21 protein-coding genes and 1 pseudogene are annotated in these 23,654 nt (G+C 39.8%); 20 read left to right on the top strand and 2 right to left on the bottom strand.

Annotation, left to right across the window (positions count from 1 at the left end; translation table 11 throughout):
* Positions 1-95 precede the first annotated feature (95 nt).
* The 20 genes and pseudogenes from mraZ (at position 96) to J0H12_05425 (ending at position 21,728) form a co-directional block, all read left to right on the top strand.
* Complete coding sequence (gene mraZ, locus J0H12_05520; GenBank protein MBN9413362.1) at positions 96-569, top strand: division/cell wall cluster transcriptional repressor MraZ; 474 nt, start codon at positions 96-98, stop codon at positions 567-569.
* Positions 569-1,546 carry a 16S rRNA (cytosine(1402)-N(4))-methyltransferase RsmH gene (gene rsmH / locus J0H12_05515; GenBank protein ID MBN9413361.1) on the top strand — a complete coding sequence of 326 codons (978 nt, stop codon included), beginning with the start codon at positions 569-571 and terminating at the stop codon, positions 1,544-1,546. The genes mraZ and rsmH overlap by 1 nt, the downstream gene beginning before the upstream one ends.
* A complete protein-coding gene (locus J0H12_05510; GenBank protein MBN9413360.1) occupies positions 1,543-1,866 on the top strand; it encodes a hypothetical protein in 324 nt (107 codons plus the stop codon). The genes rsmH and J0H12_05510 overlap by 4 nt, the downstream gene beginning before the upstream one ends.
* A 9-nt stretch (positions 1,867-1,875) precedes the next feature.
* A complete protein-coding gene (locus tag J0H12_05505; protein MBN9413359.1) occupies positions 1,876-3,573 on the top strand; it encodes a penicillin-binding protein 2 in 1,698 nt (565 codons plus the stop codon).
* A gap of 8 nt (positions 3,574-3,581) precedes the next feature.
* Complete coding sequence (locus J0H12_05500; protein MBN9413358.1) at positions 3,582-5,090, top strand: UDP-N-acetylmuramoyl-L-alanyl-D-glutamate--2,6-diaminopimelate ligase; 1,509 nt, start codon at positions 3,582-3,584, stop codon at positions 5,088-5,090.
* The gene (gene murF / locus J0H12_05495; protein ID MBN9413357.1) at positions 5,087-6,508 is read left to right on the top strand and encodes a UDP-N-acetylmuramoyl-tripeptide--D-alanyl-D-alanine ligase; all 1,422 of its coding nucleotides are present in this window, start codon (positions 5,087-5,089) and stop codon (positions 6,506-6,508) included. The genes J0H12_05500 and murF overlap by 4 nt, the downstream gene beginning before the upstream one ends.
* A gap of 2 nt (positions 6,509-6,510) precedes the next feature.
* Positions 6,511-7,599: a phospho-N-acetylmuramoyl-pentapeptide-transferase gene (locus tag J0H12_05490; GenBank protein MBN9413356.1), complete on the top strand. Its 1,089-nt coding sequence runs from the start codon at positions 6,511-6,513 to the stop codon at positions 7,597-7,599.
* Position 7,600: 1 nt separating this feature from the next.
* Positions 7,601-8,983, top strand: a complete 1,383-nt coding sequence (locus J0H12_05485) for a UDP-N-acetylmuramoyl-L-alanine--D-glutamate ligase (protein MBN9413355.1) — start codon at positions 7,601-7,603, stop codon at positions 8,981-8,983.
* Positions 8,980-10,113 carry a putative lipid II flippase FtsW gene (gene ftsW, locus J0H12_05480; protein MBN9413354.1) on the top strand — a complete coding sequence of 378 codons (1,134 nt, stop codon included), beginning with the start codon at positions 8,980-8,982 and terminating at the stop codon, positions 10,111-10,113. Before J0H12_05485 ends, ftsW begins: the two co-directional genes overlap by 4 nt.
* A complete protein-coding gene (locus tag J0H12_05475; protein ID MBN9413353.1) occupies positions 10,113-11,237 on the top strand; it encodes a UDP-N-acetylglucosamine--N-acetylmuramyl-(pentapeptide) pyrophosphoryl-undecaprenol N-acetylglucosamine transferase in 1,125 nt (374 codons plus the stop codon). The genes ftsW and J0H12_05475 overlap by 1 nt, the downstream gene beginning before the upstream one ends.
* Entirely contained in the window at positions 11,234-12,709 is a 1,476-nt protein-coding gene (locus J0H12_05470; GenBank protein MBN9413352.1) for a UDP-N-acetylmuramate--L-alanine ligase, read from the top strand. The genes J0H12_05475 and J0H12_05470 overlap by 4 nt, the downstream gene beginning before the upstream one ends.
* A 1-nt stretch (position 12,710) precedes the next feature.
* Complete coding sequence (gene murB / locus J0H12_05465) at positions 12,711-13,634, top strand: UDP-N-acetylmuramate dehydrogenase (protein ID MBN9413351.1); 924 nt, start codon at positions 12,711-12,713, stop codon at positions 13,632-13,634.
* A 5-nt stretch (positions 13,635-13,639) separates the two neighbouring features.
* Positions 13,640-14,557: a D-alanine--D-alanine ligase gene (locus tag J0H12_05460; protein ID MBN9413350.1), complete on the top strand. Its 918-nt coding sequence runs from the start codon at positions 13,640-13,642 to the stop codon at positions 14,555-14,557.
* Entirely contained in the window at positions 14,524-15,399 is an 876-nt protein-coding gene (locus tag J0H12_05455; GenBank protein MBN9413349.1) for a cell division protein FtsQ/DivIB, read from the top strand. The genes J0H12_05460 and J0H12_05455 overlap by 34 nt, the downstream gene beginning before the upstream one ends.
* 7 nt (positions 15,400-15,406) lie before the next feature.
* Positions 15,407-16,681: a cell division protein FtsA gene (gene ftsA, locus J0H12_05450; protein MBN9413348.1), complete on the top strand. Its 1,275-nt coding sequence runs from the start codon at positions 15,407-15,409 to the stop codon at positions 16,679-16,681.
* An 86-nt stretch (positions 16,682-16,767) separates the two neighbouring features.
* Positions 16,768-17,718, top strand: a pseudogene (ftsZ, locus tag J0H12_05445) (cell division protein FtsZ).
* A gap of 632 nt (positions 17,719-18,350) precedes the next feature.
* Complete coding sequence (locus J0H12_05440) at positions 18,351-18,728, top strand: GNAT family N-acetyltransferase (protein MBN9413347.1); 378 nt, start codon at positions 18,351-18,353, stop codon at positions 18,726-18,728.
* Positions 18,729-18,797: 69 nt separating this feature from the next.
* The gene (locus tag J0H12_05435; protein MBN9413346.1) at positions 18,798-20,507 is read left to right on the top strand and encodes a hypothetical protein; all 1,710 of its coding nucleotides are present in this window, start codon (positions 18,798-18,800) and stop codon (positions 20,505-20,507) included.
* 273 nt (positions 20,508-20,780) lie between these two features.
* Positions 20,781-21,113, top strand: coding sequence for a hypothetical protein (locus J0H12_05430; protein ID MBN9413345.1), 333 nt, complete (start codon positions 20,781-20,783; stop codon positions 21,111-21,113).
* Positions 21,114-21,326: 213 nt separating this feature from the next.
* On the top strand, positions 21,327-21,728 hold the full coding sequence (locus tag J0H12_05425; protein MBN9413344.1) for a hypothetical protein: 402 nt from the start codon (positions 21,327-21,329) through the stop codon (positions 21,726-21,728).
* Between the two features lie 679 nt (positions 21,729-22,407).
* On the opposite strand, the gene J0H12_05420 is transcribed toward J0H12_05425, so the two are convergent.
* Complete coding sequence (locus tag J0H12_05420) at positions 22,408-22,647, bottom strand: hypothetical protein (GenBank protein MBN9413343.1); 240 nt, start codon at positions 22,645-22,647, stop codon at positions 22,408-22,410.
* Positions 22,644-23,630, bottom strand: coding sequence for a porphobilinogen synthase (hemB, locus tag J0H12_05415; GenBank protein MBN9413342.1), 987 nt, complete (start codon positions 23,628-23,630; stop codon positions 22,644-22,646). Before hemB ends, J0H12_05420 begins: the two co-directional genes overlap by 4 nt.
* Positions 23,631-23,654: the final 24 nt, after the last annotated feature.

The raw sequence follows: 23,654 nt of genomic DNA, 5'->3' as shown, positions 1-23,654 counted from the left end.
CTCCATTGACTCCCAGATAATCCCATGCTATCCCATATCTGACCAGGCAACGATAACTTTAACTTTATTTGGCAAGAGAAAGTATTGAGTAGAAGATGGCTCTGTTTCTCTCAACCTATTTGAACAAACTTGATAAGAAGGGACGAATTTCAGTTCCTGCTTCTTATCGTGCCACGCTTTCTCAAGAGGGTTATTCTGGATTTATTGCTTTTCGGTCTTATAAATTTCCGGCAATCGAATGTTGTAGTTTTTCTCGCATGGAGCAAATGAGCAAAAGTGTCGACCAGCTCGATATTTTTTCTGAAGCTCAAGATGATTTTTCTGCTGCAATCTTTGCAGATGCAGAGCAAATCCCCTTTGATGGAGATGGCCGCATAATCTTGCCAAAAGCGCTTGTGACGTTTGCTGAAATTGAAGATACCGCGGCTTTTGTTGGTCGAGGTGCAACATTTCAGATCTGGCATCCAGATCGCTTTGAGGCTCATCAAAATAAAGCGCGTGAACGCATTCATGAGCGTCAAGCAACTCTAAAATTGGCCCCTGGTTCTTTGCATGAGGACCGATCCTAATGTTGTTGCCTTCTCAAGCATCTCAAAACTCACACATTCCGGTTATGCTTAATGAGGTTCTTTCTTCTCTTTCACTTCATCCTAATGGCATTTATGTGGATGGTACTTTTGGGATGGGTGGATATTCTCGCGCTATTCTTCAGCAGGCCTCATGTGCCGTTTTTGGAATTGATCGAGATCCTCAAGCCGTCAAGCTTGGTTGGGATTTAGAGCAAGAAAATTCTCGTTTTAAAATGATTCATGGCCGTTTTAGTGAAATGAAAGAACTCCTTCAAAGTCAAGGTATTGAAGCCGTTGATGGGATTGCTTTAGATCTTGGCGTTTCTTCGCCTCAACTTGATCAAAAAGAGCGCGGTTTTTCCTTTCGATTTGAAGGGCCGCTCGATATGCGAATGGGGCAAGAAGGAGCAACAGCTGCAGAAATAGTTAATCATTACTCTGAAGAGCAATTAAGCGATATCATCTTTAATTATGGCGAAGAAAGATATGCGCGACGTATTGCTCGCGCTATTGTAAAGGCGCGTTTGGAAGAAATAATTACGACAACTTTACAATTGGCAAATATTGTTCGCTCTGTTGTCCCTAAAAGTCGAGATGGAATTGATCCTGCGACACGGACCTTTCAAGGGTTAAGGATTTATGTCAATCATGAGCTTGAAGAGCTTTCAGAAGGATTAAAAGCGGCAGAAGCTTTGCTTGCGCCTGGAGGGCGCTTGGTGGTGGTCAGTTTTCATTCGCTTGAAGATCGGATAGTCAAAGATTTTTTTAGACAGAAATCTCAAGCTCCAAAGCAAGTGTCACGTCATCTTCCTGCGTTACCAACTTCTAATAAGTCAACCTTAAAAATATTAACAGCAAAGCCTCTTCAGGCAAGCTCAGAAGAGATTAGCAAAAATCCACGTTCGCGTTCTGCAAAGTTGAGGGTGGCTGAGAAATTAGCATCTGGGTCACCAGATCAAGGAGAAGTTTCATTATGAGAAGATCAACACTCATTTTTGCATTAATAGCGCTCATATTAGGGATCGTAAATTATACTGTAAAACAGCGAGTGATCTCAATCGAGCAAAGTTTAATTTTGGCTCAAGGTGATATTCGTAGAACAGAGGAATCTCTCCAGCTTTTGGGCGCAGAATGGAGTTATTTAAATGAGCCTAGTCGCTTACAAATGTTAGTTGAGACTCATCTTGGATCGATGCCCTTAAAAGGAACTCAACTTGTTTCTTATGAGCAATTGCCAAGTCGGGCTTTCGAGGAGTCTGAGCCTCTTCGACTGGCTAATTTTTCTGAACCTCAGTGAAAGTTAAAAATGGAGTTTCAATCTTTTTCATCGAATTCTTCTTCATTTAGTCGTGAAAGAGGAATTTCGCCTTTTAAAGGGGCCTTAGATTGTGCTCGTACAAGGCTTTTGATCGCCTCCGTTTTCTTTTGTTTCGCGACGTTGATTATTGCAGGGCGTCTTTTTATGGTGACCGTCTTAAGAGATGGTGCTGAACCCGCTTTAGTTGAGCAAGATTTATCCAAGCCCGTTTATATGGGGCGCGCCAATATTACGGATCGAAATGGGGAAGTCCTGGCAACAACCATTATTACTTCTTCACTTCATGCAAATTGTAAAATTATTCAAAATCCTCAGGTGGTTGCAGATAGAATCCTGACAGTTTTGCCTAATTTAAAAAGAAATGATTTGATTAAGAGGCTTTCGTCAAATCGACGTTTTATATGGATTGCTCGTCATTTAACGCCTGGGCAACGGCTTAATATTTTGCGTTTAGGTATTCCGGGGCTTAGTTTTATGCGGGATGAGCGTCGTATTTACCCGCAAGGTCGTTTAGCTGCCCATATTTTGGGATATACAGACGTGGATAATCATGGAATCTCTGGCGTTGAAAAGAGCTTAGATACGTCCCTTAGAACAAAGGCAGAACCTGTTCAATTAAGCTTAGATCTTCGTCTGCAACATATTTTAAAAGATGAAATTTCTAAAGGGATCCAAGAATTTGGAGCTCGTGGAGGATGCGGTATTATTTTTGATGTATCTACAGGTGAAGTCCTTGGAATGACGTCTTTACCTGATTTTGATCCTAATCATGCCTCCCAAGCAACCCAGGATGAACTTTTTAATAAAGTAACCTTGGGAATTTATGAAATGGGTTCCACCATGAAAGTCACGAATACAGCCATGGCACTAGAATCCGGAGCAGTGACGTTAGCTTCAGAGTTTGATGCTACCCATCCCCTTCAAGTTGGACGATTTAAAGTAACTGATTTTAGAGGAAGAAACGAATGGCTCAATGTAGCGAAAATTTTTGTATATTCTTCAAACATTGGGGCCGCTAAAATGGCCTTAAAGGCTGGGTCTGAAAAACAAAAGAACTTTATGCAGAAATTAGGTTATCTTAATGCACCTCAATTTGAATTGCCTGAAGTTGGAGCTCCGCTTCTTCCAAAAATATGGAATGATCCTGCAACAATTACCATTTCTTATGGGTATGGGTTATCTATTAGTCCTCTTCAATTAGTGACAGGGGTCGGGACAATTATAGGGGGGGGCTTAAAGAAGTTCCCAACTTTACTCAAACGTCAAGGTCAAGCGCCTCAAGGAGAGCGAGTGGTCTCGGAAAAAACTTCACGTATCATGCGTGAATTAATGAGATTGGTTGTAAAAAATGGAACCAGCCGAAAAGCAAATGTGCCTGGGTATATGATTTTTGCAAAAACAGGAACAGCTAACTTACGTGCGGGGAGAGGTTACCAAAAAGACAAAGTTATGGTAAATTTTGTTGGTGTTTTGGGGAATGGATATGATAAACCTCGGTATATTGTTTATGTAATGCTTGATGATCCAAAACGCTTGCAAAAAACCTATGGATTTAATAATGCTGGATGGAATGCTGCCCCTATTGGGGGTAGGATTATTGCCAGAATGGCCCCAATATTGGGATTGGCTCCGAGTGATAAAGAAGATGAGATGCCTGATGCATTTTTACGTAGTGTAAAATTTTAGAGAACTTTATGAAACGACTTGTTGATTTTTTAACCCAAGAAGATGTGAAGGGAAAATCTCTCTCAGAGTCGCTTCTATTTAAGACCCTTCAGGTTGATTCGCGTCAAGTTCAAGAGAACGATCTTTTCCTAGCTATTCCGTCTCTTTCAAATAAAAGTATTGAGCATAATATTTTTGAAGCAATTCAACGCGGTGCAAGTATCGTCCTGGTGCAAAAAGAAACAGTTTTAGGTAATGAACTTCTTGAACTTATTGAGGTGAAGAAGGCGGCGATTTTTGAAATTGAAAATAGTCGTTTGATGGCGAGTTCACTCGCAAATCAATTATTTTCAACTCAACCAAGTATTATTGCAGGTATCACGGGTACAAATGGCAAAACATCAGTTGCTTCTTTTACACGGCAACTTTGGGAATTCCTGGGATTTAAATCAGCTTCCCTTGGAACGTTAGGAGTCCAGGGAACAAATGTCGAGAAAAACGAGCTTATGGAGTTTTCTTATTCGACTCCAGATCCTTTAATTCTTTATCCTCTTCTTGAAAATTTAAAAATACAAGATGTGAATCATCTAGCAATCGAAGTTTCTAGCCATGGATTGGATATGTTTCGGGCAGAACATATCCACTTCAAAGTGGCTGCTTTTACAAACCTAAGTCATGAGCATCTTGATTATCATAAAACAATGGAAGCTTATTTCCAAGCAAAGGCACGCCTTTTTAAAGAAGTGTTGAATTTGCAAGGAACCGCTGTCGTAAATGTAGGGATGAGTTTTGGAGAAGAAATTGCAAAAATCTGCAGGCAGAGGGGATTAAATCTCATCACTACGGGGCATGAAAATAGCGATATTTATGTGCAAAAAGTTGTGACTGAACATCAAGGGAATCAAGTTTCTTTTAAAGCATTTGGAAAAACTTATGATGTTTTCTTGCCTTTGGTAGGGCAATTCCAGATTGAAAATGTGTTGACTGCATTTGCTATTGTGACAGGGGCAGGGGCTTATTGTGAAGACGTTGTAAAGGTTTTAGAGAGTCTTCAAGGTGTAAAAGGTCGTATGGAATTTATAGGTCAGTCGAAAGCTGGTGCTTCTATTTTTGTTGATTATGCTCACAAACCATTGGCTTTAGAGACAGTATTAAAATCACTTCGAGCGCATGCCTATGGAAAAGTATTTGTTGTTTTTGGCTGTGGAGGTGATCGAGATCAGGCTAAACGTAAAATGATGGGGAAAATAGCCGCTGAGAATGCTGAATGTGTTATTGTGACCGATGATAATCCGCGTTCTGAAGATCCTCAGGTCATCCGTCATCAGATTTTAGAGGGGGCGCCTCACGCTTATGAAATTGCGCCTCGAGAAGATGCTATAGTCTACGCTATTCAGAATGCTAAAGCGGGGGATATTTGTTTAATTGCTGGAAAAGGGCATGAGCAAGGGCAACTTATTGGATCTGTAAATTATCCCTTTTGTGATCGAAGTGTGGCGCAAGAAGTCCTTGCGAGGATGGAGAGAGGGAGCAGATGAAAACGATATGGACCGCCCAAGAGGTGGCTCAAGCGGTAGGAGCAGAGACAAAAGGCACGTGGATAGCAACAGGAGTTGGAAAAGATTCTAGGGAGTTAAATCCTAAAGATCTTTTTATTGCCTTAAAGGGGCCTAAACTTGATGGCGTTGAGTATATTGACGCTGCTTTTAAGGCAGGAGCTGTGGGTGCTGTTGTTGATCGAGTGCCTCCAGGATTTGAAGAAGATTCTCGCCTTATTCTTGTGAAAGATACTTTCAAGGCCCTGAATGATTTGGCAAGTGCCGCGCGGACTCGGTCCCAAGCTAAAATAGTTGCGATTACAGGAAGTTTTGGTAAAACAGGGACGAAAGATGCGACAGCTCTTTTGCTAAGTTTTTTTGGATCAGTGCAAGCAAGCGAGCGAAGCTTTAATAATCATTGGGGAGTTCCTTTTACGGTTTCAAATATAGCGCCAAACCTTGATTTCGCTGTGATTGAAATGGGAATGAATCATGCCGGGGAGATTGCGCCTTTATCGCAGATTGCACGACCCCATGTTGCTCTTATTACAACAATTCGTGAAATGCATATTGAGCATTTAGGATCTCTAGAAAATATTGCGGCTGAGAAGGCTGAGATTTTTGCAGGAATGGCAGAGGGAGGAACAGCTGTTCTTAATCGCGATGATTCAATGTATTCCCAAGCTGCCACTGCGGCTAAAGCTAAAAAACTTAAAATTGTTACTTTTGGGTACCATGAGGAAGCGGATTGCTGCTTAATAAAATGCATGATGGATGAGGGATGGTTGTGGGTTGAAGCTAAGGTAGATGAAACACTTTTTTCTTACCGTATTCCTGCTGCTGGAGAGCACTGGGCTCTTAATAGCTTGGGTGTGCTGGGGGTGATGAAGGCGCTCGGTTTAAATGTAATTGAAGCGTCAAAATTGTTTTCAAATTTAGTTTTGCCTGAAGGACGCGGGGTACAACATCACGTAAAATTAGGGCATAGCCATATTACAGTGATTGATGAAAGTTATAATGCAGGTCCTGATTCAATGCGGGCGGCTCTAAAAGTGTTGGGAGCATTAGTTCCTCAAGGCACAGGAAGAAGAATTGCAATTTTAGGAGATATGCGAGAATTAGGCCCTAAAGCTCAAGAAATTCATGAGGGGCTTAAACTAGACTTAATCGCAAATAAGGTTGATCTTGTTTTTACTTGTGGAGAAAAAATGGAACATCTCCATCACAGTCTTCCTGAGGGGATGAGAGGGGCTCATACTTTAGAAGTGACTGATCTTGTGCCAACGGTTGTGAGATGTGCACAAGCGGGAGATATTTTTATGATCAAAGGGTCCAAAGGGCAGTATGCTCATCGTGGGCGTATGTATGCTTTTGTTGAGGCTCTCTTAAATCTTGATCATGAAGTAGAGGGTATTTAGGCATGTTTTATCATCTTCTTTATCCTTATGCGTCAACTTTTCAACCTTTTAATATTTTTCGCTATATTACGTTTAGGACGGGGGGTGCTATTTTAACGGCCCTTTTGATTAGTTTCATTTTGGGTCCCCGTTTTATACGGTGGCTTAAAAGCAAACAAGGAGAAGGGCAGCCTATTCGTGAAGATGGTCCGGCCTCACATTTGATGACAAAAAAAGGAACCCCCACCATGGGCGGAGGGCTTATCCTTTTTGCCATTGGTTTGAGTGTGTTGTTATGGGCGAACTTAACCGACGTTTATATATGGGCTGTTTTGTTTGTAACTTTAGGTTTTGGTTTTTTAGGAAGTATAGATGATTACTTAAAATTAACTAAACGAAATTCAAAAGGACTTTCGGGCAAGAAAAAACTTGTATGGCAAGGACTTATCTCTAGTGTTGCTTTGATTTTTATTCTGCAGGGGAGTCCGAATGGCTTAACAACAATTGTCTCAATCCCATTTTTGAAAAATGTGGGCTTAGATCTTGGTTGGTTTTTTATTCCTTTTGCTTTGTGTGTGATGATTGGGTCTTCTAATGCAGTTAATCTAACAGATGGGCTTGATGGATTAGCCATTGGTTCTGTGATGATTGCCGCGTTATGTTTTACATTGATCGCGTATTTGGTTGGGAATCATGTATTCGCCAATTATCTTCAAATTTCTTATGTTTCTGGTGCGGGTGAACTTGCTGTGATATGTGGGGCAATTGTCGGTGCAAGTTTAGGTTTTTTATGGTTTAATGCACCTCCTGCTCAAGTTTTTATGGGGGATACGGGATCACTCGCCCTCGGGGGGGCTCTTGGAACAATCAGTATCATTACAAAACATGAACTTGTTCTTTTTATTATTGGTGGCCTTTTTGTCTTAGAAGCGGTCTCAGTCATTTTGCAGGTAGGCTATTATAAGATGACAAAGAAACGTATTTTTCTTATGGCGCCCATTCATCATCATTTTGAAAAAAAAGGATGGACTGAACAGACAATTGTGATTCGTTTTTGGATTATTGCAACTATTTTGGCTCTCATCGGCCTTTCTACCTTAAAGCTGAGATAAGATGATAAAAGTCGCAGGATTTGAAAATCAGAAAATTGCTATTCTTGGTCTGGGGCGGACCGGGAATTCTGCTGCTTTAGCTCTTAAGTTAGGAGGGGCGCAAGTCTTTGCTTGGGATGATAATCCTGATTCACGTTTGCAAGCCGAAGTTCATGGAGTGCCTATTTTTGATTTAAAAGCGGTTGAATGGGATCAAATATCAGCGCTGGTTTTGAGTCCAGGCATTGCGGCTACCCACCCCGATGCAGTGAAGGCAAATCAAGCTGGTGTTCCCATTATTTGTGATATTGAATTACTTGCAAAGACACAAAAAGAGGCCAATTTTATTGGTATTACTGGGACAAATGGTAAATCGACCACAACATGGCTTATTTCTCATCTCCTTAAGGCTTCTCATCATCAAGTTGAAGTCGGTGGAAACATCGGTAAAGCTGCACTCGATCTGAGATCTTTAGGAGAAGATGGAACCTATGTGCTTGAATTGTCTTCCTACCAACTTGAGAGAGTATTTACGCCTTTTTTAAAAACGGCTGTTCTCTTAAACATCACTCCTGATCATTTAGAACGCCATGGAAATATGGCAGGCTATATAGAGGCTAAAAAACGAATTTTTGACCTCCAAACAGGACCTAAGCATACTGTTATTGGTGTTGATGATGAAGAATGCATAGCGCTCTATGAGAAGCTTTTAGAACAAAAAACACATATGGTTGTGCCTGTTTCAGTAAAAAGGCCGATTTCCAACGGTATATATGTTGTTGATGGCTTTTTAATCGATAATCGGGAAGGTAAAGCCGAAGAAATTTTGGATTTAAAGACCCTGTCTATTTTACCAGGAAGCCATAACTGGCAGAATATTGCTGTGGCGTATACTGTTGCCTGCTTAGAAGGTATCCGTAGAGAACAATTTATCGAAGGATTACAAACTTTTCAAAATCTTCCTCATCGACTTCAAGAAGTCGCAGCCTTTGAAGGAATCCATTTTATTAATGATAGTAAAGCAACGAACAGTGATGCAACTGCGAAAGCCTTAGCTTGTTATGAAGCTAATATCTTTTGGATTCTTGGTGGGCGAGCTAAAGATAACGGTCTTGAGGGGCTTGAGCAATATTTTTCACGGATTCAAAAAGCCTTTTTAATTGGTGAAGCAGAATCTCGATTTGCAGAATTTTTAGAGGGGAGAGTTCCTTATCTTCGATGCCATGACCTTTCCACAGCAGTTCAAGAAGCTTATTCTAGTGCAGTTTCTTGTCAACAACGTCCTCTTTACATTTTGCTGTCACCCGCCTGCGCAAGTTGGGATCAATTTAAAGATTTTGAGCATCGAGGAGAAGTTTTTAAGGATTTAGTAGCGGGATTATCCAGAAAGTTAGACGCATCATGACAACTCCTTTCGCCCGTACAGATAATAGCATTTTAGGTCGTTGGTGGTGGACAGTTGATCATTGGTTATTGGCAACTGTGAGTTTTTTACTTGGAATAGGATTTTTTCTAACAATGGCTGCAAGTCCTGCTGTGGCTGAGCGTCTTCATCTGGACTCTTTTTATTTTGTAAAACGGCACGCTCTTTATCTCATTCCTGTTTTTGCAATTATTTTTTTTGTCTCCACGATGGATATTCAAAAAATCCGTCGTTTTTCTTTTATTGTTTATGCCATTGGAATTCTTTTTTTAATAATGACATATTTCTTTGGGGTTGAAATTAAAGGCGCGCGTCGGTGGTTAAATTTTGGAGGCTTCTCAATTCAACCTTCAGAGTTTATTAAGCCTGCCGTTGTGGTTTTAAGTGCATGGATGTTATCAGAGCGAGAAGTTAATTCTCGGTTTCCAGGGAATATTTTAGCCTTAGGATTTTATGGTTTTGCTGTTCTCTTGCTCCTTTTACAACCTGATATGGGAATGGTTGTTCTGATGACGATTACGATGTTTGGACAATTTTTCTTAGCAGGACTTCCTGTTTTATGGGTCTTGATTGCGGCTGCTTCGAGTGTAGGTGTATTATTTGGGGCTTATTTTCTTTTTCCTCATGTCACACAACGAATTGATCGGTTTTTAGATCGGGATGCGGGGGATAAATATTCTGACCGCTATCAGATTACGCAATCTTTAGAGGCCTTTATGAATGGGGGATTTTTAGGGCAAGGACCAGGTGAGGGCACTGTCAAAAAACATTTGCCAGATGCTCATGCTGATTTCATTTATGCGGTTGCTGCAGAAGAATTTGGTTTTGTACTTTGCATCATTATTTTAGGGCTTTTTGCTTTTCTTGTCTTAAGAACAATTAGCCGTATGCTGAATGAAAATAATCTTTTTATTGTGATTGCCGTATCAGGTCTCATTATGGAATTAGGGATCCAAGCAATGATTAATATTGCATCTACATTAGGACTTATTCCAACAAAAGGAATGACCCTTCCTTTTATTAGTTATGGGGGATCTTCAATGTTAGCTTTGGCTATGGGATTTGGAATGGTGCTTGGTTTAACGCGTCGTCGTCTACAAGGAGAAGGCTGATGATGAAGAGGCCTATTATCATTGTTGGCGCAGGAACAGGAGGGCACGTATTTCCTGCCATCTCCCTTGCGGAAACTCTCTTAGAAAAAGGAGAGCATATTTTCATTTTAACGGATTCGCGAGCGTCCTCTTATTGGCCAATAGCTTGGGACAACATTAAATTACTTCCTATTCAGCCTTTACGGAAAAATTTTAAGGGTATTTTTACTTTTATTGTTTCTCTATTGGTTTCTTCTTTTCTCTGTTTAAGGTTGTTTTGGCGTCTTAAGCCTTCTGTTGTCGTGACGTTTGGGGGCTATCCCACGCTTCCGGCTCTGGGGGCAGCCTTTCTTCTAAGGATTTCTATCATTTTGCATGAGCAAAATGCAGTGGCTGGAAGAGTGAATCATTTATTTTCGCGTTTTGCTAAATACCTTGCATTTTCTTGGCCCGAAACAAAGAATTTACCTTCCTATCCTTCGTTAAAACTTGTTATGACAGGGTTGCCCGTGAGGCGCTCGATAGCTGAACTTCATAAACGCCGCTATCATCCGCCTCAAAAAGATGATGTGGTGAAAGTCTTAATCTTGGGCGGGAGCCAAGGAACTCAAATTTTTAATGCGCTCATCCCTGAAACAATAAGCCTTTTGCCTGAAAATCTTCAACGTCGTCTCGAGATCTTTCATCAATGTCGGCAAGAAACTTTATCTTCTGTTGCCTTAGCTTACGAGAAAACGAGCGTTAAAGTTAATCTCCAATCTTTTTTCAAAGATATTCCGAAGCTTTTTTCGACAGTAGATTTTGTGATCAGTCGTTCAGGGGCTTCCACCCTCGGTGAAGTTGCAACAGGAGGGCTTCCGGCAATCTTTGTTCCTTATCAACAAGCCAAAGATGATCATCAAACAGTGAATGCTTTAAATTTCGAGAAGAAGGGCGCTGCTTGGACCATTCCCCAGTCTCAGTTTACCTCTGCTAGGCTTAAATATATGCTTGAAGCTGTGCTTGAGAATCCTGAAATTCTTCTTGGGGCAAGTGAATCTTTAAATTGTCTTAAAAGCCATGATGCTAGCCAGAAATTAGCAGATTTAATTTTGAATATAGTTTTAACCCCAAATAGAGCAAGAAAAAGGACTAAAATTTTATGAGAGTATGTCCACAATCAGTTGGAATCATCCATTTCGTAGGTATTGGTGGTATAGGGATGAGCGGCATTGCTGAAGTACTTCATAGCCTTAATTATTCCGTAAGAGGCAGCGATTTAACTGAAAATGCGAACGTCCAACGTTTAAAAAAGCTTGGAATACCTGTTTTTATAGGTCATCAGTCTCATCAGGTTGATGATGCTGCCCTTGTTGTGGTGTCGTCAGATATAAAGTCAGATAATGTTGAGCTTCAGCAAGCACGAATTTTATCTCTTCCTATCGTACGGCGAGCAGAAATGTTGGCGGAACTCATGAGATTAAAGCCTTCAATTGCCGTGGCCGGAACTCATGGAAAGACGTCAACAACGTCGTTAGGAGCCACAGTTCTTGAAGCTGGAGGCCTTGATCCCACCGTTGTCAGTGGCGGCATTATTAATGCTTATGGAACAAATGCGCGACTTGGTTCTGGTGAATGGATTATTGTTGAAGCTGATGAATCAGATGGGACTTTTACGAAGCTTCCCGCAACGCATGCTATTGTGACGAATATCGATCCTGAGCATATGAGTCATTATGGTTCTTTTTCCGCTCTTAAAGATGCATTTCATAGTTTTCTGTCAAACATCCCTTTTTATGGCTTAGGGATCGTTTGTATTGATCATCCTGAGATACGGGCCATGTTGCCGCGGCTCACAGATAGGCGAGTTGTGACGTATGGATTTTCTCAAGATGCGGATATTAAAGCCGAAAATATTGAGTTTAATGCTTCAGGTTCACAGTTTGATGTTTGTATTTCTGAGCGTTTTTTAACGATTTGTAAGAATGCTGTACGTATCAATCATCTTTCTCGCATACGTCTTTCTATGTTTGGAGAGCATAATGTTCAAAATGCGCTGTCAATCTTGGCACTTGCCTTAGAATTAGGGATTGATCCTATGGCTATTCATAAAGGTTTTGCAAGCTTTAAAGGCGTTAAACGCCGTTTTACGAAAACAGGTGAAGTGAATGGGATTACAATTATTGATGATTATGCTCATCACCCTGTCGAAATAGAAGTGGTTCTAAAAACCGCACGACAAGTCTCGCAAGGAAAAATAATTGCTGTTTTACAACCGCATCGTTATTCGCGATTAAAAGAACTGTATGAGAGCTTTTGTTCTTGCTTTAAAGAGGCAGATCATGTGATTGTAGCGCCTATATACGCCGCTGGTGAAGAGCCTATTATTGGTCTACATCATGAGCAATTAGCAAGTGATATTAGGAAACATAATCACACGAATGTCGTTACCATCCAAGAGAGAGAAGAGCTAGCTTCTACCATTATGACGCTCGGACATTCAGGAGATATGGTTGTTTGTTTAGGCGCAGGAAGTATTTCTGCTTGGGCCCAAGCTTTACCGGAAGAATTAAAGCAGTGGGACAAACTTGATAATTCCAATGATGTATTGACTAAAAGGGGAGAGATAAATGGGTAAAATGCACACTATTATAAAAAAATTACCTTCTATCCGAGGCCGATATACGGAAGGGGCTGAGCTTTCAAAACTTACATGGTTTCGTGTTGGTGGACCTGCAGAAGTTCTCTACAAACCTACTGATTTAGAGGACTTAAGTTTCTTTTTGAGTCATAAATCTGCCGAAGTACCTCTTCTTACAATGGGTGTGGGCTCAAACCTTTTAATTCGAGATGGAGGTGTCTCAGGCGTTGTTGTTCGTTTGCAAGGATTTAACAATGTTGTTGTTCAAGGAAATGAGATTGAGGTGGGGGCTGGCGTACTAGATCGTACACTTGCTCTTGTTGCTCAAGATGAAGGATTACAGGGTTTAGAATTCTTAGCCGGTATCCCGGGGACTGTTGGTGGTGCTTTGCGGATGAATGCAGGTTGTTATGGAACAGAGATAAAAGATATTCTTGTTTCAGCTCTGGCTGTTGATAGTCAAGGGAAAATCCACAAATTAACACCTGAAGATATGGGTTTTTCTTATCGTCATTCTGAGATTCCTCAAGATTGGATTTTTGTGGGGGCTCGATTCAAAGCCAAGTCAGGCAATCCTCAAGAAATTGCCACACGGATAGAAAAATTACTGGCTGAACGTGAAGAGGCCCAACCTGTAAAATCTCGAACAGGAGGAAGTACTTTTGCGAATCCTGAAGGATACAAAGCATGGGAACTCATTGATAAAGCGGGATGCCGTGGTCTTAAAGTAGGTGGTGCGCAAGTCTCTGAAAAACATTGTAATTTTCTCATTAATACGGGAGACGCAACGGCAGAAGATCTAGAAGTTTTAGGCGAGACGCTAAGAGCGCGTGTGTTGGAGAGTTCTGGAGTTGATCTTCGATGGGAAATTGTACGGGTGGGGTTTAATAAAAAATATCGGATGGAAGCAAAAGCTGCATGACTAATATGAAAAAAAGAGTTGCGGTCTTGATGGGAGGTTGGAACGGAGAACGTGAAGTATCTTTGTCGAGTGGCCGAGGAGTTGTTGCGGCTTTGCAAGAACGAGGATACGAGGTTATTCCTATTGAATTGACTCGTAATTTACCTTCTCTTCTTGAAATGTTGACCCCTAAACCTGATGTTCTTTTTATGTGTGCTCTTCATGGACAGTGGGTTGAAGATGGTTGTTTACAAGGTATGCTTGAAATTTTAGGTATACCTTATACGAATTCTAGCCCTTTAGCCTCAGCGCTTGCTATGGATAAGCCCATGGCTTTAAGACTTTTCCGTGAAGCTGGGATCTCTTGCCCTGAAGGAAAAGTTGTCAAGATAACAGAACTTCTAAAAGAAGATATTTTAGCTTTTCCTTATGTGATTAAACCTCTTCGAGAAGGTTCAAGCTTGGGCGTCTACATTATCCATAATAGAGAAGACCTCGTGAAAGCTCAGCAAACATGGCAATATGGGGATGAATGCTTAGCAGAGCGTTATATTCCAGGCCGGGAAATCCAAGTTGCAATTTTAGGGGATCGCGCAATAGGAGCGATTGAAATCCGCCCCAAAGAAGAATTTTATGATTACCATGCCAAGTATACAGAGGGCTGCGCCGACCATATTATGCCTGCAAATATCCCTGAAAAAGATTATCAGGAAGCTTTAGAATTAGCCCTAAAGGCACACAAGGCATTAGGGTGTGAAAGTGTGACGAGAGTCGATTTGCGGTATGATGATATTCAAAATCCCGCTAAATTTTATGTTCTTGAGGTTAATACCCAACCAGGATTAACGCCTTTATCATTAGTTCCTGAGATAGCGGCCTATCATGGGATGAATTATGGAGACTTATTGGAATGGATGATCGAAAATCCACGATATCCTCATTAAAGTCTCGTTCTCATCCTAAGTCAGTTGCAAAGTCGCGGTTGGCAAAGAAACGAGCTGGTACTTTTCTGAGCGTACAAGAAAATTGGAAATTTTTTTCAATAATTGTTTTTGGAATCGTCTTTGTTCTGGGTTGGAAACCTTTGGCGGATATGTTGGATGTTTTTGAGAAAAATATCGCCTTAAGAGGGTATACTCTTTCTAAACAAATTGGTTTTCAAGTTAATGATTTGATTGTTGAAGGTCGTAGTCTGACGCCTCAGAAAGACATTCTTAAGGCTGTTAATATTCGACGGGGTGATTCTCTTTTTGCCTCAGACTTAGCGGACATGAAAATGCGACTTGAAGCTCTTTCTTGGGTGCGAACAGCCACTATTCAAAGACGTTGGCCTTTTACCATTTATGTGAGACTTGCAGAATATAAACCGATTGCTTTATGGCAACAAAAAACTAAATTTTATTTAGTAGACGATCAAGGTCATCATTTTAACATCCCCAAAAATAATCCTTTTCAAAGTTTGCCTATTTTAACAGGAGAGGAAGCTCCTAAAAATGCGCCTCATTTATTTTCTGTTTTGAGGGATTTTCCGAGGCTTATCGGAAGAGTAACGGGCGCTATCTATTTAGGAAAGAGACGGTGGGATCTTATGTTAGATAATCGTTTAAAGCTTAAGCTCGGAGAAGAAAGAATCAAACAAGGTCTTGTTCAATTCATTCAATTGGAAGAAGGTCGCAAGATTAGTGATAAAAATATTGTTGCGATTGATTTAAGATTTGAAGATAAAATTTATTTCCAGTTGGCTCCTGAAGCGGCTGAAGTTAAGTTATCATCCAAGCAGACGTGAGCATAAAATGAGTTTTTTTTCTTTTCGTAAAAACCGTAAGTTAACAGTCAAAGATACAATTGCAGGTTTAGATATTGGATCCTCTAAGGTTTCTTGTGGCATTGCACGCTTAGATGCGAGTGGAAAGCAGAGAATTATCGGCTATGGTCATCAAGCCTCTCGAGGGTTAAAGGCTGGAATGATTGTAGACATGGAGGCCCTCACTTCTTCTGTCGTAGGTGCTATCCATGCTGCGGAAGAAATGGCAGAAGAGACGCTTCAAGAAGTCTTTTTGAGCATTTCTCCAGCCATTACAAAATCTCATTCTTTGCGGATAGAGGCAAATATTTCTGGCCATGCGATTGATGCGGCTGATTTAAAAAAAATCTCAGCGCAAGCCTGTCAAGAAGTTGAAAAAACAGGGAATCATGTCATCCATATGATTCCGATGTCATATGATATTGATGCGGCCCATGATATTAAAGATCCTCGAGGGATGTTTGGGGAAACGTTGCGTTCTTCTATCTCGCTTATTTCCTCTCAACCATCCATCTTACGTAATTTTGTCGCGTGCGTTGAAAGATGTCATCTAGAGGTGGTAGGATTTGTTTCTTCCAGTTATGCCTCTGGCCTTGCCACGTTAGTAGAAGATGAGATTGAACTTGGAACAACAGTGATTGATATGGGGGCTGGAACCACCTCTATTGCGGTATTCCATGATTCTAAGCTTTATTATACGGATACTATCCTTGTCGGAGGGGCTCATGTCACGGCAGATATTGCGCGAGGATTTTCAACACCGATGATTCACGCCGAACGCCTTAAAGCTCTATATGGAAGTGCAATGGTTTCTTCGAATGATGAACGAGAGAAAATTGTTGTGCCTCAGATAGGGGAAGATGAAAATCATAAAGGGAGTCAAATAACGCGCGGTGAACTCGTGCGGATTATCCGGCCTCGCATAGAAGAGACATTTGAGCTCATAAGAGATCGCATGAAAAATGCAGGTATTCACAAAATTGCAGGGAAAAGGCTTGTCATAACAGGCGGAGCAAGCCAGTTAGCTGGTGTGATTCAGCTCGCTAATCTTATTCTTGAAAAACAAGGACGTCTTGGCAAACCTCTTCATTTATTGGGGTTAGAGCAAGGCTCAAGAAATCCAATGTTTTCAGCATGCGCGGGACTCATGATGTATGGAAAAAATACCTATGATAGTTTAAGAGAGCTTCCAGCAAAGCAAACTCAAGGTAATATAAATCAATTTTTTGGTCAAATTGGGTCGTGGTTGCGCGAGAATTTGTAGCATTTAAATAAAATTTCCTTTAGACTGCCCCCATAAAATTATTTTGCAGCAGTATTGACAATTTGGAGAAAAATATGAATAGAGCCATGAATCCATCCACATCACAAAATCCAGAGTTAAAGCCCAAGATCACAGTTGTTGGCGTTGGTGGTGCTGGTGGTAATGCTGTTAATAATATGATTCGATCCAATTTGCAGGGAGTTGAGTTCGTTGTCTGCAATACAGATGCGCAAGCTCTGGAACATGCTTCGGCTCCTCACAGAATCCAATTAGGCACAAAAGTTACGCAAGGATTAGGGGCTGGATCACGACCCGAAGTTGGCCGTGCTGCAGCAGAAGAATCACACGAAGAATTATCTCAACTTCTCGCGGGCAGTAATATGGTTTTTATTACGGCCGGAATGGGGGGAGGGACAGGAACAGGTGCCGCACCCGTTGTTGCCCAATTTGCGCGTGAGCAAGGAATATTAACGGTTGCTGTTGTGACGAAACCTTTCCATTTTGAAGGACGCCACCGTATGAGAACCGCTGAGTATGGAATTGAAGAACTTGCCCAGTTTGTTGATACGCTTATTGTGATTCCGAACCAAAATCTTTTTCGTATTGCCAATGATAGAACAACTTTTGCTGAAGCTTTTAAATTAGCAGATGATGTCCTGCACTCTGGCGTTCGAGGTATTACAGATCTTATGATTATGCCGGGGCTTATCAATCTTGATTTTGCGGATATTCGCGCAGTGATGATGGAAATGGGCAAAGCCATGATGGGAACAGGCGAGGCTGAAGGGGATGGTAGAGCGACTGCTGCCGCTGAAGCCGCTATTTCCAATCCTTTATTAGATGATGTCTCTATGAAGGGAGCTCAAGCTTTATTGATTAATATCACGGGCGGCATGGATATGACTTTATTTGAAGTGGATGAAGCGGCAAATCGCATTCGTGAAGAAGTTGATCCAGATGCCAATATCATCTTTGGTTCCACGTTTAATGAAGAAATGAATGGTCGTATGCGCGTTTCTGTCGTTGCGACAGGCATTGAAAGTGAAGCGATGAAGAGCCGCAAAGCAGAAGAAGCTAAACAAAAGAATACTGTTCCGCCTGTGACTCAAACTGAAAAGGGGATTGTCCAAGGTTTCTTTACACGTCGAAAAGAAGAAGAAAATGATCTTTTCAATCCAACGTATAAACCTGATGCTTATGAGGTAGAAGAAACAGAAGAGAATCATATCTCTGAGGCGATGACGACACCAGAAAACCTCAAGCCTCTTATTCTTGATACAGAAGAAGGACAGCTAGTGAGCGAGACGAACGAAGCGCCCGCGGAGGCGCCTAAATCACGTAAGTTAGGTTTTTTCGAAAGAGTCGCAGAAACAATGCGAGGATCGAAGACTCAACGATCTGAAATCGAGCCGATGATTATAACAGATGCGCACGATGAGGAAATTCAACCGCTATCTCCTCAAGGATCATCTGCAAGTGCCGAGCAAAAAGAATTGGAAATACCAACCTTTCTCAGAAGAGGCGCTAAGAAATAAGCGAGTTTAAAGATTTAAAACTTTTTAATCTCGATCAATTTGCCAACATGCCTTATTTTAAGGCATGTTCTGGCATGAAGATAAGATTATGCAGGTGAATAACGTTAAAACTTCTTGAAACTCCTCGTCTTTACTTGCGTTCTTTAACGCTTCGAGATGTTGAGGATGTTTATGCATATGCAAAAGATCCACAGGTAAGTCAATATGTCACATGGCAGCCACATCAGACTCTAGAAGAGACTCATGATTTCATCCAAAATTATGCGTTTAAAAAATATACAGAAAACGAATTAGAGCCATATGGAATTGTCCTAAAAGAAGAAAATCAGATTATCGGGACAATAGGGTGTAGTTGGCATTCTAGAAAAGACAATGTAATGACAATGGGATATGCTTTAGCTCATAAATATTGGGGAAAAGGATTGATGACTGAAGCTGCTCGTGTACTCTTAGAATATGCATTTGAGAGCCAAGGCCCTTATCTCATTATGGCATGGTGCATAAGTTTTTGATGTAAATTTATTGATCAATAGGACAAAAAAAGTATAAATTATTTTTAATTTTGAAGATTAAAGTCACGCATGAAATCACAACCTAAAAAATTATCTATTATACTCTTTTTTGTAATAGTATTCAGCTTTCCTTATATGGTTAAGGCTGGCTTTTTACCATCAGAAGTTGATTCAGATGAAAAAACAACTGTTGCTAAAAAGTTTACGTGTCTTGCAAGCCTTCCTTACGATATTTGGGCCCAAATTGCTCCTTATTTGCACGTATACCAAATCTATCCTCTTTACGCGACAGGTAATAGAAATTTGCAATTAAGACTTACTTATTCTGTTGAGAGGCTTTTTATTGATCATAATATCTCTGATTACTCACTTCGCAGAGGGCCGCAATTGGCATCTACTTTGATGAACTGGTTTCCTAAAGTTCACACTATTTATGAGAGCAATATCAGAGCTCATTTTTTTGGAGGGAAGAAGGAGATTGGACATTGGAGAGATGCGATTATTTTTACGCCTGAAACTTTTAAATCTTTTTCGAGATTACCTCTGTTAAAAACCCTCATCTTAAAATCACCTCAAGAACTTGATGATCAATCCGTATCTGATTTACCCAACAATTTAACAAACTTAGAATTAAATATTTCTGCTCAAACAATCTTTCTTCCGGAATTCCCAAATTTGAAACGATTATCTTTAAACGAAGATGATAAACAAACGCATACTTTAGAAAATTATGGAAGGCGTAATCATCTAATCGCTAAAAATCTTGATAAATTACCAAAGACCTTGACCTCTCTGCATTTAAAAGATGATTTTCAGTGGTCTTTTTTTCTTCATTTAACGTCACTTTATGCAGCTCGTATTGAAGAATTTTTACCTCCCTATTTAAATTATCTTAGAATAGAAAAAGGTAATTTGCTCGTAGAAAAATTACCCCCTACCTTAACATTTTTATTTATTGAGGGCGGATCTCTTATAGGAGATATTTCAACATTACCATCTCAATTAACATCTTTACGTGTTTCAGTGTTTCCTAAAGATTCTTTCAAAGATTTACCTCCTACCTTAAAATCTTTAAGAATTTATTTTTTAAAGGGAGGCTTTCAAGATTTACCTCCAAATTTAGAAGAGTTTAGAGTTAGTTCTCCTCAGGATATTCAACAGATCACAGCAGAGCAGAGTAAAATTTTTCCACGGTCTTTAAAAACGCTGGAAATAGGTACACGGCCATTTGAACCAAATGCTTTTTTGGATTTACCCCCCGATTTGATATTCTTAAGTATTTTACGTGGAAATAGAGAACTATATGGGCAGAATGAAATTAAACGTTTACCTAAATCATTAAGAGTACTCCACATTGAAAGCGGAGGTTTAGATCTTGGGTCTGGTACTGCTTCAGCAGTAACTTTACCTCCAAAATTAATGGAATTAAACGTTTCCTTCATTGAAAGAGTTAGTCATTTTCCCCCTTCTTTAAGAATCTTAAGAGTCAGCTTTTTTTCACTTGATTCATCTTTACCAGTAAAAATTTTCCGGCCACTTTCTGCATTGGAATATTTAGATGTAGGGCATAATAAGCTTACAGTGGAGCATTTTCAATTTTTATCACCCTCTTTAAGAGAATTAATAATTCCTGATTATAATCTTCAAAAGATGAAAGAAATTTTTAACTTTTTACCTCTCTCATTAATTGCATTATACTCAGATCGTAGTATTAGTTATCTCCAAGAATTCCATAAATTTCTTGATAAAAAATATGGAAATAAAAGAATAGAAAATTAGTCATTCTTTTGCTCAAAAAAGAAAAATTTTTAAAGCCATGAAAAAGAATTAATTAACATAAAAAATTTCATTAACTTATTTTGTAAGACAAAAATTTAAAAATTATCCAATAATAAATATTATAATTCAATTAGTTATTTAATATTTTCTACAATAAATATATTTAGTAGAAAGCAATCTTACTTTTAAACTTTAAATTATCGTCCTCATTTCTTAGCTTTATGGCAAAAATAGAATAATTGCTTGTTATCATATAAATATAAGGAAATTATAATGTCTTTAAAGAAGTTTTCTAAGGTTTTTCTTAGCTTTTTATTTACTATAGTTAGTAGCCTTCCTGTGAAAAGTTCTGATACCTCTTCTGATGAATCTTTTTATGAACGTCTAGCTCCCCTAAAGATAGTGCGAGAGTCTTTTCAACCTCTAGAGATAGAGCTTTTCCAGCCAGAGTATCGTGGTATAGGGTTCCCTGGAACGACTATAGAAGATGATTCTCTTTATGAAGAGATAGGCGGCGGATCTTCTTCTGATGAATTTTTTGAGGAACCCTCTAGATCATCTAAAGATAGTGCCAGAGTCTCTTCAACGTCTAGACATAGGGTTTGAGCTTGATGGGTATATATCTATGTCAAAAAAAGGTCTTCTGAGAACTCCTATCGAAAGAGAAGAAAATATTACCTAGATAATCCTCTTTCTTCTGAGACGCCTCTAAATCCTTTTCAACAGAAAATAAAAGGTGTCTAGAATAATTCTCGTTCTTTAGTAACATTTGCTAATTATGATAAGGAAAAGGTTACAGACGAGCAATTTTGTGAGTTTATGAGTATTCTTGCACATAACACCTCGGTTACTCAATTACATCTATTTTATCCGCCCCTTAAAAATGCAAGCATGGATGCTATTATAGATTTTTTTGGAAGTTCCAATACGTCGCTTTCTATTTTACGTTTATTACTTCATGAAATTTCAAGCTCAAAAATACTTAAGCTTGCAACTTCTCTGCGTGACAATACATCTCTTACTGAATTAGAGTTACACCTTGACTATCCTGAGCATTGTCTTAGAGAAGAGGATATCCTCGTATTTATAAATTCTTTAGGAAGCAATTCAACTCTTGCTAGTTTGACTTTAGCCCATAATCAAATTGGAGAAGCAGGAATCAGCGCTCTTATGAGGAGAGAATCACTTACAGACTTAAAAATTAACGGACAATCACCTTAATTCTGCTACAATTTATCACCTTGCAACTGAACTTAGAAGAATACCTCTCTCACACGCATAGAATTACGGGGAGGAGAAATTACCCCTGTTGGAGTTGCAAGCCTTTTAGAAGGACTTAAGCATAATACAACACTTACTAAATTAAGTTATAGGCCAAAGGAGGATCAAGAAATAAAAAGAGTACTATAACAAAATGTTAAGCGGCAAGCTTCTCTTGCTTGGCTCTGTAAAGATTTCTTAAGCTATTAAAGGAAGAAGTATTCAACTTCTTCCCCTCAAGCCTTATCCTAAATTTTTAGAAAATTAAGTACGCCACGGCAAGCAATGGGACATGGATTCTTATTCGATTTTGAAAGAAAAATGGCCATCAGCTAAGAAATAAATCCTTTTTATTCAATTAATTATGCTTATTCTCGTTGTTTTTTCTCTAAAAAGTAGAAAGCAAGTAGGCTTTTAAACTTCAAATTACTAATTTCATTTTTTAATTTACTTACACGGATCAACGGATTCAGAGATTTTATAGCAGGAGGGGGCTGCACGAGCTTCGAGACTTAATTTAAATTAAGAGAGGAGAGGGAGCGAAAAGTCATTTGACACCCCCACTAATGAGAGCGTTAACTTTAATAATTTTGTCCTCATGAAGACAAAAAATTTATTTCTAAAGGTGCAACTTAAAAGGTTAATTTTTTAAAAGTTGTACCTTTTTTCTTTCTTCATCGCCTTTTAAAAGATTTTTCTGATGTTCAGTCTTAAGATGCGCTTCTTCTTGAGTATGAATCTGTCGAGGCGTAAATTTATGTCGTTCAGGGACGGTATGAAGAGTTTCGAAAGGTTGAGGGTCATCATCTTGGAAGACAACGTAAGATCCAACACAGCCAGAAAGAACAATACATGAGAAAGTTAAAATAATTTTTTTCATTTTTTCAACATATTAGCAATATCGTATGCGCCATAGGTTAGGATACCATCTGCCCCAGCTCGTTTGAAGGAGATCATGATTTCGAGAAGTGTTTTTTCATACTCAATCACGCCTTGAGCGGCGGCAACTTTAAGCATTGCATATTCGCCACTGACGTGAAATGCAAAAGTTGGCACCATAAATTTATGCTTCACTTGATGGATAATATCTAAATAGGCAAGCCCTGGCTTAATCATGATGGAATCTGCGCCTTCTGAGATATCTAATGCAACTTCACGCAGAGCTTCTCGCGCATTTGCTGGATCCATTTGATAAGTTTTCTTATCTTTTGTTCCTAAGCAGTGATCTGAGCCTAAAGCTTCCCGAAAAGGACTATAAAAAGCAGAGGCATACTTCGCCGCATAGGACATAATCGCGACATCTTGATAGCCATGCGTGTCTAGAGAGCGTCTTATAGCGCCAATCCGGCCATCCATCATGTCAGAGGGGGCCACAATATCTGCGCCTGCTTCGGCTTGAAGGAGGGCATGCTGACATAAAGCTTGCACAGTTTCATCATTGGCAATTTCGCCTTTAATAATAAGGCCATCATGTCCGTGACTCGTAAAAGAATCTAAGGCTGGATCTGAAATAATTCCAAGCTGAGGATACGTTTTTTTGAGAGCTCGAATGGCTTGCAACAGGATATTTTCAGGATTTAAAGCCTCTGCCGCTTGATCACACCGTTTTTCATGGGGAATAACGGGAAAAAGGGCTAAGGCTTTAATCCCAACTTCTTGGGCTTTTCCTGCGGCTTCAATAAGCTCTGGGATGGTGAAACGTGTAACACCCGGCATTCCTTTAATGGTAGGTGAAAGAGCCTCTTCTCGCACAAATAGGGGCCAAATAAGATCATTTGAACTTAAAATTGTTTCTGCAACAAGCTCGCGCAGCCATTCAACACGACGATGGCGCCGGAGGCGTGTTGTTGGAAATTGACCCAGGGAATAAGAAGTAGAAGTATTCAA

This window comes from Candidatus Paracaedimonas acanthamoebae, from assembly GCA_017307065.1.
GTDB classification, from domain to species: Bacteria; Pseudomonadota; Alphaproteobacteria; order Caedimonadales; family Caedimonadaceae; genus Paracaedimonas; species Paracaedimonas acanthamoebae_A.
The sequence above is the reverse complement of the archived record's forward strand: the minus strand, read 5'-3'. Positions and strand labels throughout refer to the sequence as shown.

Bases quoted from the DNA above. Each gene is read 5' to 3' on its own strand.
- J0H12_05505 (MBN9413359.1), top strand. From the start codon at position 1,876: ATGGAGTTTCAATCTTTTTCATCGAATTCTTCTTCATTTAGTCGTGAA.
- J0H12_05475 (MBN9413353.1), top strand. From the start codon at position 10,113: ATGATGAAGAGGCCTATTATCATTGTTGGCGCAGGAACAGGAGGGCAC.
- J0H12_05500 (MBN9413358.1), top strand. From the start codon at position 3,582: ATGAAACGACTTGTTGATTTTTTAACCCAAGAAGATGTGAAGGGAAAA.
- rsmH (MBN9413361.1), top strand. From the start codon at position 569: ATGTTGTTGCCTTCTCAAGCATCTCAAAACTCACACATTCCGGTTATG.
- J0H12_05490 (MBN9413356.1), top strand. From the start codon at position 6,511: ATGTTTTATCATCTTCTTTATCCTTATGCGTCAACTTTTCAACCTTTT.
- J0H12_05435 (MBN9413346.1), top strand. From the start codon at position 18,798: ATGAAATCACAACCTAAAAAATTATCTATTATACTCTTTTTTGTAATA.
- J0H12_05485 (MBN9413355.1), top strand. From the start codon at position 7,601: ATGATAAAAGTCGCAGGATTTGAAAATCAGAAAATTGCTATTCTTGGT.
- mraZ (MBN9413362.1), top strand. From the start codon at position 96: ATGGCTCTGTTTCTCTCAACCTATTTGAACAAACTTGATAAGAAGGGA.
- J0H12_05510 (MBN9413360.1), top strand. From the start codon at position 1,543: ATGAGAAGATCAACACTCATTTTTGCATTAATAGCGCTCATATTAGGG.
- ftsW (MBN9413354.1), top strand. From the start codon at position 8,980: ATGACAACTCCTTTCGCCCGTACAGATAATAGCATTTTAGGTCGTTGG.
- J0H12_05470 (MBN9413352.1), top strand. From the start codon at position 11,234: ATGAGAGTATGTCCACAATCAGTTGGAATCATCCATTTCGTAGGTATT.
- J0H12_05455 (MBN9413349.1), top strand. From the start codon at position 14,524: ATGGATGATCGAAAATCCACGATATCCTCATTAAAGTCTCGTTCTCAT.
- J0H12_05425 (MBN9413344.1), top strand. From the start codon at position 21,327: ATGAGTATTCTTGCACATAACACCTCGGTTACTCAATTACATCTATTT.
- ftsA (MBN9413348.1), top strand. From the start codon at position 15,407: ATGAGTTTTTTTTCTTTTCGTAAAAACCGTAAGTTAACAGTCAAAGAT.
- J0H12_05460 (MBN9413350.1), top strand. From the start codon at position 13,640: ATGAAAAAAAGAGTTGCGGTCTTGATGGGAGGTTGGAACGGAGAACGT.
- murF (MBN9413357.1), top strand. From the start codon at position 5,087: ATGAAAACGATATGGACCGCCCAAGAGGTGGCTCAAGCGGTAGGAGCA.
- J0H12_05430 (MBN9413345.1), top strand. From the start codon at position 20,781: ATGTCTTTAAAGAAGTTTTCTAAGGTTTTTCTTAGCTTTTTATTTACT.
- murB (MBN9413351.1), top strand. From the start codon at position 12,711: ATGCACACTATTATAAAAAAATTACCTTCTATCCGAGGCCGATATACG.
- J0H12_05420 (MBN9413343.1), bottom strand. From the start codon at position 22,647: ATGAAAAAAATTATTTTAACTTTCTCATGTATTGTTCTTTCTGGCTGT.